At 70.1% G+C, this 8,648-nt stretch carries 7 protein-coding genes; 4 read left to right on the top strand and 3 right to left on the bottom strand.

Translation table 11 applies throughout. The annotated features are described in order from the left end of the window. The first annotated feature begins 6 nt into the window (after positions 1–6). The 3 genes from ALA01S_RS17040 (at position 7) to ALA01S_RS17050 (ending at position 4,230) form a co-directional block, all read left to right on the top strand. On the top strand, positions 7–2,421 hold the full coding sequence (locus tag ALA01S_RS17040) for a PAS domain-containing sensor histidine kinase (protein ID WP_084267657.1): 2,415 nt from the start codon (positions 7–9) through the stop codon (positions 2,419–2,421). A 241-nt stretch (positions 2,422–2,662) separates the two neighbouring features. Next, positions 2,663–3,028, top strand: coding sequence for a response regulator (locus ALA01S_RS17045; RefSeq protein WP_218011486.1), 366 nt, complete (start codon positions 2,663–2,665; stop codon positions 3,026–3,028). Continuing rightward, entirely contained in the window at positions 3,025–4,230 is a 1,206-nt protein-coding gene (locus ALA01S_RS17050) for an EAL domain-containing response regulator (RefSeq protein WP_157119068.1), read from the top strand. Before ALA01S_RS17045 ends, ALA01S_RS17050 begins: the two co-directional genes overlap by 4 nt. A gap of 17 nt (positions 4,231–4,247) precedes the next feature. Here the strand turns inward: ALA01S_RS17050 and ALA01S_RS17055 are convergent, their stop codons facing one another. Further along, entirely contained in the window at positions 4,248–4,973 is a 726-nt protein-coding gene (locus tag ALA01S_RS17055) for an Hpt domain-containing response regulator (protein ID WP_066338564.1), read from the bottom strand. A gap of 329 nt (positions 4,974–5,302) precedes the next feature. On the opposite strand from ALA01S_RS17055, the gene ALA01S_RS17060 reads away from it, so the two are divergent. Further along, positions 5,303–7,003, top strand: coding sequence for a cache domain-containing sensor histidine kinase (locus ALA01S_RS17060; protein WP_238455839.1), 1,701 nt, complete (start codon positions 5,303–5,305; stop codon positions 7,001–7,003). A 159-nt stretch (positions 7,004–7,162) separates the two neighbouring features. Here the strand turns inward: ALA01S_RS17060 and ALA01S_RS17065 are convergent, their stop codons facing one another. Together ALA01S_RS17065 and ALA01S_RS17070 are read right to left on the bottom strand one after the other, a co-directional pair. Then, positions 7,163–8,356, bottom strand: a complete 1,194-nt coding sequence (locus ALA01S_RS17065) for an acetate/propionate family kinase (RefSeq protein ID WP_066338567.1) — start codon at positions 8,354–8,356, stop codon at positions 7,163–7,165. 4 nt (positions 8,357–8,360) lie between these two features. After that, positions 8,361–8,648: phosphate acyltransferase (locus tag ALA01S_RS17070; protein ID WP_259375526.1), on the bottom strand; the 288-nt coding region annotated here is incomplete at its 5' end.

The following is an 8,648-nucleotide window of genomic DNA, read 5'->3' on the forward strand; positions in this document are numbered from 1 at the left end:
TGCTCGGTGAAGCTGCTGCGGTGGTGGTTGCCCCGGTCGCTGGCTGGCCGCGTGTTCGGCCTGTACGCCATCGCGCTTGGGCTGTTCGTCGCGGGTGGCCTGTGGCTGTTTTTCCGCTACGAAGTCCTGGTGGATATCGAAGACAAGCAGTTGCGCGGCGAGTCGCTGGTGGGCGTGATCATGCCCACCATCGCCGACAGCGCCGTCATCGGCGACTACGACACCATACGGCACACGCTGGAGCGGGTGCTGCTGTATTCAGACTTCGCGCACGCCACCTTCATCGACATCACGGGCGGCACCATCAAGGCGGTGCGCAGCGACGCCCTCGACGCCCGTGCGCCCGCGGCGCTGCGCTCCTACATCGATTCCGCGCTCTACAACGTGAACCGGCCCATCGTCGTGGGCGGCCGCGACTACGGCGTGCTGCGCGTGAGCTTCGCGGCCGAGCACATCGCCGCCGAGCTTTGGTACGAGGCCCTGGCCGCGCTGGCCCTGGCCGCACTGGCGCTGGGCGGCGGGCTGGTGGCGTTCAGGATGGCGCTCAAGGGCTGGCTGGGCAACCTGGAGCACATCGAGTCCTTCGAAGCCGACATGCGGCTGGGCGTCATGAAGTCGCGCGCCGGGCTGGCCAAGGACGCGCCCATCGAGCTGCAGCGCACCTTCGAGGTGATCAACCGCGCCGCGGCCAACATGCAGATGCAGCGCGAGCAGGCCGCGGTCACGCTGGACGCCATTGCCGACAGCGTGTTCACGCTGGATGCGCAGGGGTGCGTCGTCCTGGCCAACCCGGCGGCCTGCAAGGCGCTGGCGCTGGCCGAGAGCAACGTGCTGGGCCGGGCGGCGCATGAGCTGCTGCCGGGCATCTTTGCGGGCCAGGCGTCCTACGCGCCCTGGCGCGGCCGCCGTGGCGAGGTGATGGCCGCGGACGGCGGGCAGCGCGTGATGGACAGCACGCTGTCGTCCATCACCGGGCCGGACGGCGCGCTCTATGGCCATGTGCTGGCCTGCCGCGACGTGTCCGAGCAGCACGCGCTGGACTTGCGGCTGCAGGAGCAGCTTCGCTCCCGCCAGGCCGCGCTCACGGCGCTGCGCGGCGTGCTCGAAGGGCTCATGACCCAGCCCCACGTGCGCGAGCACGCCAGCGGCGAGGACATAGAGGCCATCTCGCGCATGATCTCCGGGCTCGTGCAGCGGCTGCAGGAGCGCGGCGAGCAGCTCAAGGCCATCTTCACGCTCAGCCCGGACGGCTTCGTCTCCTTCGACCGCGACCGCCGCATCAACTTTGTCAGCCCGGCCTTCGTCCGGCTCACGGGCCTGGATGCCGAACAGGTGCTCGGCCAGGACGAGGCCTGCATCACGGCGCTGCTGGCGCAGCGCTGCCCGGCCGGCGCGCAGGCCGTGCCGGACTTCGACACCCTGCGCCGCGCCGAAGCCGAGTCCCTGGACGGCGGGCGCCGCCGCCTGCTGCTGGACCTGGAGCGGCCCACCCGGCGCACGCTGGAAGTTACGCTGCGCAGCGGCAACGGCAGCATCGCGCAGGTGCTGCACCTGCGCGACGTGACGCACGAGACGGAGGTGGACCAGATGAAGAGCGAGTTCCTCTCCACGGCCGCTCATGAGCTGCGCACGCCCATGGCCAACATCTTCGGCTTCGTGGAGCTGATGATGCGCAGGCCGCTGTCGCCCGCGCGCCAGCAGGACGTGCTGCAGACCCTGCATCGGCAGGCCGGCTTGATGATCTCCATCGTCAACGAGCTGCTGGACCTGGCGCGCATCGAGGCCCGGCGCGGCAAGGACTTCGACATCGAGCGCCTGGACCTGTGCGAGCTCGCGCGTACGGTCATCCACGACTTCCAGCCGCCGCAGCAGCGCGCCGCGCCCGTGCTGGATCTGCCGGCGCTGCCCCTGCCCGTGCGCGTGGACCGCGGCAAGCTGTCGCAAGCGCTGGGCAACGTGCTGTCCAACGCCTACAAGTACTCGCCGCAGGGCGGCGACGTGCACGTCAGCGTGCGGTGCGAGCCGGCGGGCGTGGCCGGCGCCGCCGAGCAGCGCGTGGGCCTGGTCGTGGGCGACCAGGGCATGGGCATGACGGCCGAGCAGTTGGCGCGCGTGAGCGAGCGTTTCTATCGGGCCGATGCCTCCGGCAACATCCCCGGCACGGGCTTGGGCATGAGCATCGTCAAGGAAATCGTCGAGCTCCTGGGCGGCTCGCTGGAGTTGCAAAGCCAGCCGGGGCAGGGCACGCAGGTCACCTTGTGGCTGCCCCTGCCCCAGACGGGCACCCCGGATGCGCAGGAGGCCGCCGCCGTGCAATCCGTCGCGGCCGGCGCGCCCGCCGCCGTGCCCGCGGACGAGGGCGCCGTGGTCATGTTGCCCAGGGTCAACGCCCGCAGTGAACGGGAACCCAGCCCGGCCTAGGCCAACAGCTGTGCGGCTTTGACAGTCACGCCACACGTTATCCCGCCGTTTACACAAAATTTCATAAATGACAGTTGCTTCTCGGTGAGCAGCAAAACGGTCCACGGGCCAGGTTTTCCAGGCAGCACGGAAGCACATGGGAATGCAGCCGGTGCCCGCGCGGGCGCCAGCTTGAAGCAGGGATCAAATGGTGAGCAACATGTTGGGTGGCGGAAATTCAATGGGCAAGCAGACTTTGGTTGTGGATGACAACGAGCTGACCGGCCGCCTGGTGTGCGTGTTTCTCAAGCGCCTGGGCTGGCAGCCGCGGCTGGTGTCCACGGGGCAGCAGGCGCTGGACATCCTGGCGCAGGAGCCCATGGACATGGTTTTGCTCGACCTGCGCATGCCCGGCATGTCGGGTGAGCGCGTGTGCCGTTGCATACGCGACGACATGGGCCTGGTGCACCTGCCGGTGGTGGCCTTTACCGCGCACAGCATGCCCGAGGAAAAGGCGCGGCTGCTGTCCGCCGGCTTCGATGACGTGCTGATCAAGCCCATCTCCTTCCAGGACGTGCGGCGCCTGTGCGCGAGCAGGGGGAAGACGCCCGTGGCCGCCTGCGCATGAGCGTGCCCGCCCTCCAGCGCCGCGCCTGGGTCGTCCTGGACGAAGGCAACGCCATGCCCGTGGCCGCCACCTTGATGGAGGCCGGCTGGCAGGTGCCGCAGGTGCTGCAGGGCGTGCAAGCCTGCGCCGCCTTGCTGCGCGACGCGGTGGAATTGCCCGATGTGGTCGTGTGCGGGCTGCATTTCGAGGACGGCGACGGGCTGCAGCTCACGCGGCTGCTGGGCGCGCTGGCGCATCCGCCGGCCGTGTACTTCGCCACGCTGCAGCAGCGCGCCGTCATCAAGGCGGCCATCAGCCTGGCCGCGGCGTGCCGCGTGCGCGTGGCCGGCTATTGCGAAAGCCCGGACGACGCCGGCGTCATCGTGCGCGACCTGGCCAGCTACAGCAGCCCGCCGCCGGTCAAGGCCCGCACGCCGCTGCCGCAGCTCAGCCGCCAGGAGGCCAGCGACCTGCTGCGCCAGGGTCGGCTCGAAGGCTGGGTGCAGCCCAAGATGCGGCTGGCCACGTCGGAAGTGGTCGGCTTCGAATGCCTGATGCGTGCACGCGACGAGGCCGGTGGCCTGGTCACACCGGACCGCCTGGTGCCCGTGCTGTGCGCCAACGGGCTGATCGAGGAAGCCACGCTGGAGATGGCGCGCCAGACCGTGGACATGGTGGCGGCCTGCCTGCTGGAGGGCATGGCCGTCAGCGGCTCCATCAACGTTTCCATGCAGTCGCTCTCCGATCGGGCTTTTTGCCACGAGCTGGCCCGCACCACGGAGCGCGCGCAGCTCGACCCGAGCTGGCTCACGGTGGAAATCACCGAGAGCGACGCCATGGCCGACCTCTCCACCGTCATAGAGAACACCACGCGCATCCGCATGCTGGGCTTCAACCTGGCCATCGACGATTTCGGCACCGGCTATTCCAGCCTCTACCAGCTGTCGCAGATTCCGTTTTCCGAGCTGAAGATCGAGCGCATGTTCGTGGCCGATGCGCACATCGACCCGCGCAAGCGCGCCATCGTGCAGGCCTGCGCGCAACTGGCCGTGGCGCTGGACCTCAAGGTCGTGGCCGAAGGCGTCGAAACCGTCGAGGAGCTGGAGGTGGTGCGTGCGGCGGGCTGTACCGAGGTGCAGGGCTACCTCGTGGCGCGCCCGCAGCCTGCTGCCCAAGCCTTGCAATGGTTGCGCGGCCTGGACCTGATGCGCGTGCCGCTGTAGTGCGGCGCCGCCGCGGCTCAGTGCCGCGCGGTGGCCTGGACGGCGGCGCGCAGCTCGGTGCAGCTGCGCTGCAGCGCCGGGGCATCGCTGTCCCGCATGGCCTGTTCCATCCCGGCACAGATGTGCGTGATTTCGGGATGGCCGAACGACCCCGCGCCACCCTTGAGCGTATGCGTGAGCCTGTAGAGCCGTTCCATGTCGCCGCCGCGCCAGGCCGATTCGATCTCGGCCAGGCGGGAGGGCAGCGTGCGGCGGAACTCCGCCAGCAGCGCCTGCAGCTCGCGCTCCATGAGCTCATCGTCCGACAGTTCAGGTTGCGCCAGGTGCAGGTGGCGTTCCACGGCGGCCAGCAGCCGCGGGGCATCCAGCGGCCAGGCCAGCACGTCCACGCAGCCCGCGCCGCGGCAGCGCTGCGTCTCGTCGTCCGGCGTGTCCCCGGCCGTGAGCGCCAGCATGGGCGTGAAGCAGCCGGCGGCCGTGAGCAGCTCCATGGCGGCCACGCCGTCCATGCCCGGCAACTGCGTGGCCAGCAGCGCCAGCCCGTAGTCCTCGGCCATGAGCGACTCCACCGCGGCGTGGCCGTTGTCCACGGCATCCACCTGCAGGCCGGCCTGTTGCAGCCAGTGCAGCAGTTGCTGCCGCTCCTCGGCGTCGTGCAGGGCCAGCAGCACGCGCCCGCTGAAGAAAGTCGCTTGCTGGGCGGCTGGCGCCGGGTGGCTGGTGTCGGTAGGCGAGGACTGCATGGTGGGATGTCGTTCGGGTCGTGCGGGCGGGCGCTGCGGCGCCACCCTCTGCGCTTGTTCGGCGCGCCAAGGCCGGTGTTGAGCCGGCAGCGTGCGAAGGGTCAAGAAAATCCAATCTGGCGGCGGCTTGGCTTGTGTGCAAGCCGCCGCGGGCCTTCATCGATACGGCCGGATTGCCGAACAGCCGGCATGAATCCGTGGCCGCGGCGTTCCTGCGCGGCGGCTTTCGAGCACAGCAACGCGCCATGACATCGTCGCACTCCTTTTTCTCAAGGCCTTTGACGCAGGTGGCACAGGGTGCGATGACAACGCGCCCATGGCGCTGGTCGTTGAGCCGCCTCGTGGCCTTGGGCACCGCGCTGGCCCTGGCCGTGACCTGGGCCAGCGTGGCCTTGCTCCTGCAGATGAAGCGGGACGACGCCGTGCGGGCCGAGGTGCGGCAAAACGCCAACCTCGCGCGTGCGCTGCAGGAGCAGACGCTGCGCGTGATCGCCTCGGCGGACCACGCGACGCTGCGGCTGCGCGATGCGGTCGCCAGCGGCGAGCTGGAGGCGGGTGAGCTGCCGCGCCTGGCCAGCGAAACCGGGCTGGTGCCCAACATCCTGGTGCAGTTGTCGCTGATTGGGCCGGATGGCCGCTTCATCGGCTCCAACCTCGACCCTGACGGCAGCAAGACCGGCCACGTGGATCTCAGCAGCCGCGAGCACGTGCGCGTGCATTTGCAGCCGTCCGCCTTGCCCGCCGCCGCCGCGGCCGTGGACGCCAACGGCCTGTTCATGGGCAAGCCCGTGCTGGGCAAGGTGTCCGGGCGCTGGACCGTGCAACTGTCGCGCCGCATAGACGCGCCGGACGGCCGCGTGCTGGGCGTGGTGGTGGCCTCGCTGGACCCCGGCTACTTCGAGAAGGTTTACCAGGGCGTTTCCCTGGGCGCGCTCAGCGTGGTGACGCTGGTGGGAACGGATCGCGTGGTGCGTGCCCGCGTGTTGGGCGGGCACAGCCAGGGACTGGGCAGCAGCCTGGCGGCGTCCGGCGTGCTGGACAGCGCCATGCGGCGGCAAAGCCCGGAGGGCTACTTCATCGGCACCAGCACCATCGACCAGGTCGAGCGCATCGCGGCCTACCGCAAGGTGACGGACGCGCCCATGTACGTGCTGGTGGCCACCGCCACCGCAGAAGCGCTTGAGCCCTGGCACACCTTGCGCGCGCTCACGCTTGGACTCACGCTGCTGTTGAGCCTGGCCATACTGAGCGCAGCCCTTCTCTTCCTCTCCGGCGTGCGGCGCCTGGAGCGCACGAACGAGGCGCTGCGCCTGAGCGCGGCCCAGGCCCGCTCGGCCAACCAGGCCAAGAGCGAATTCCTGGCCGCCATCTCGCACGAGCTGCGCACGCCGCTCACCAGCATTCGCGGTTATGCCGAGCTGATGGAGCGGCGCATCGAAAACCCCAAGTTCCGTGAGCACGCCTCGCTCATACGCAAGGGCGCCGAGCACCTGAACGAGCTGCTCACCCAGATCCTGGACCTGACCAAGGTCGAAGCCCGCGCCATGCCGCTGAACCTGGCCGAGGTGCCGTTGCGACCCGTGCTGGACGGCACGGTGGACTTCTTTGCCCTCACCGCCCGCGCCAAGAACCTGGCGCTGGAGCTGCACGTGGCCGACGACGTGCCCGCCACCCTGCACTGCGACGACCTGCGCCTGAAGCAGGTGCTCAACAACCTGCTGTCCAACGCGCTGAAGTTCACGCAGGAGGGCAGCGTGTGCATCGAGGTGGAACGCCAGGCCGACGCCGTGAGCTTCCATGTCGTGGACACGGGGCCGGGCATTGCGCCTGAGCTGCACGAACTGGTGTTCGAGCGCTTCCGGCAGGCCGATGCGCGCGTGGCGTATGAGCACGGCGGCACGGGGCTGGGCCTGGCGCTGTCGCGCGGGCTGGCCGAGATCATGGGCGGCATGCTCACGCTGCAGTCCATGCCCGGGCAGGGTGCGCGCTTCACGCTGACCTTGCCGCTGCAGCCGCCGGCCGTGGTCTGAACGGCTGCGGCTGGGAGGTCCAGAAACAGGAATGCCCGCTGCAAAGCGGGCATCGGTGCTCACCCGTGGGCACAGGCGTGCCGGCGAAGGCGGGGGCGCGGAGGGCGCTCCCTGCCCGCCGGGCCCTCGCCGGGCGAGGCGCGGACCCTGACCCTGGGCTCAGCCGTTGGCGGGCAGCGCCAGCAGGCGTGCCGCGTCCTGCGCGGCGACGCGGCCCTCGTCGGTGGGCACCACCCACACCTGCACGCTGCTGTCGGCCGCATGTATGGGCAGCACCTCGTTGCCGGTGGCGCGGGCGTTGGCCTGCTCGTCCAGCCGCACGCCCAGGTAGGCCAGGCGTTCGGCCGCGTCGGCGCGCAGCCGCGCGTCGTGCTCGCCAATGCCGCCGCTGAAGGCCAACACGTCCAGTCCACCCAGGCAGGCCGTGAGGGCGCCGGATTCGCGCACCACGTGATAGGTGAACATGTCTATGGCCAGCTTGGCTTCGGCGCTGTCGCTGTCGCGCAGCCGGCGCATGTCGGCGGTGAGGCCGGAAACGCCCAACAGGCCGCTTTCCTTGTAGAGCAGCTTCTGGATGCGGTCGTGCGTCCAGCCCTGCTCCATCAGGTACAGCAGCACGCCCGGGTCCAGCGTGCCGCAGCGCGTGCCCATCATCAGCCCCTCGACGGCCGAGAAGCCCATGGTGGTGGCGATGCTGCGGCCCTCGCGCGCGGCGCACAGGCTGGCGCCGTTGCCCAGGTGCGCCATGAGCAGCCGCCCGCTGGCCGGCGCGCCGTGGCGGCGCAGCTCGCCCAGGATGAACTGGTAGGACAGGCCGTGGAAACCGTAGCGGCGCACGCCCTCGTCGCGCACCGCCTTGGGCAGCGCAAAGGCGTACTCCACCTCCGGCAGGTGGGCGTGGAAGGCCGTGTCGAAGCAGGCCACCTGCGGCAGCCCGGGCAGCACGCGCATGAAGTTGCGAATGCCTTCCAGGTTGTGCGGCTGGTGCAGCGGCGCCAGCGGGCACAGCGGCTGCAGCGCCTTGAGCACATCGGCGCTGACCAGCACGCTGTCGCGGAAGTGCGCGCCGCCATGCACCACGCGGTGCGCCACGGCCTCGATGCGCAGGGCCTTGCCCTCGGTCTCCAGCAGCTCGCTCAAGGACACCAGCGCCTGCGCAAACGGGTCGTTGCCCGCGGCCAGCTCGCGCTGTTGGCGTCGCGTGCCGCTGGTCCAGCTCAGTTGCATCTGTCCCTTGGGCTCCAGGCCTTCGAAGCTGCCGCTGAGCAGCGCGGGCTGTACCTCGCCGTCCTGCAGCGGGTAGATGGCGAACTTCAGCGTCGAGGAGCCGGCGTTGACGGAAAGAATGCCCATGCGTTCAAGCCTCCTGGTGCCAGTTCTTGCGTTCGTGGTCGCGGCGGGCGTTGTGCACCACCAGCTTGGCCAGCAGCGCGGACGCCACGCGGGCGTCGGGGCCATCGGCGCGGCTGGTCAGGGCGATGGGCACGCGCGCGCCCAGCACCACGCCGGCGCCGGAAGCGCCCGCCAGGTACTCCAGCTGCTTGGCCAGCATGTTGCCCGCCTCCAGGTCGGGCACGGCCAGGATGTCCACGTCGCCGGCCACGGGCGACTCGATGTGCTTGATGGAGGCCGCCTGCGCCGAGAT

The sequence above is a fragment of the Azohydromonas lata NBRC 102462 genome, from assembly GCF_001571085.1.
Lineage (GTDB): Bacteria > Pseudomonadota > Gammaproteobacteria > Burkholderiales > Burkholderiaceae_C > Azohydromonas > Azohydromonas lata.

Excerpts from the sequence above, each read along its gene's own strand:
- ALA01S_RS17065 (WP_066338567.1), bottom strand. The coding sequence starts at position 8,356 with ATGGGCATTCTTTCCGTCAACGCCGGCTCCTCGACGCTGAAGTTCGCC.
- ALA01S_RS17055 (WP_066338564.1), bottom strand. The coding sequence starts at position 4,973 with ATGCAGTCCTCGCCTACCGACACCAGCCACCCGGCGCCAGCCGCCCAG.
- ALA01S_RS17050 (WP_157119068.1), top strand. The coding sequence starts at position 3,025 with ATGAGCGTGCCCGCCCTCCAGCGCCGCGCCTGGGTCGTCCTGGACGAA.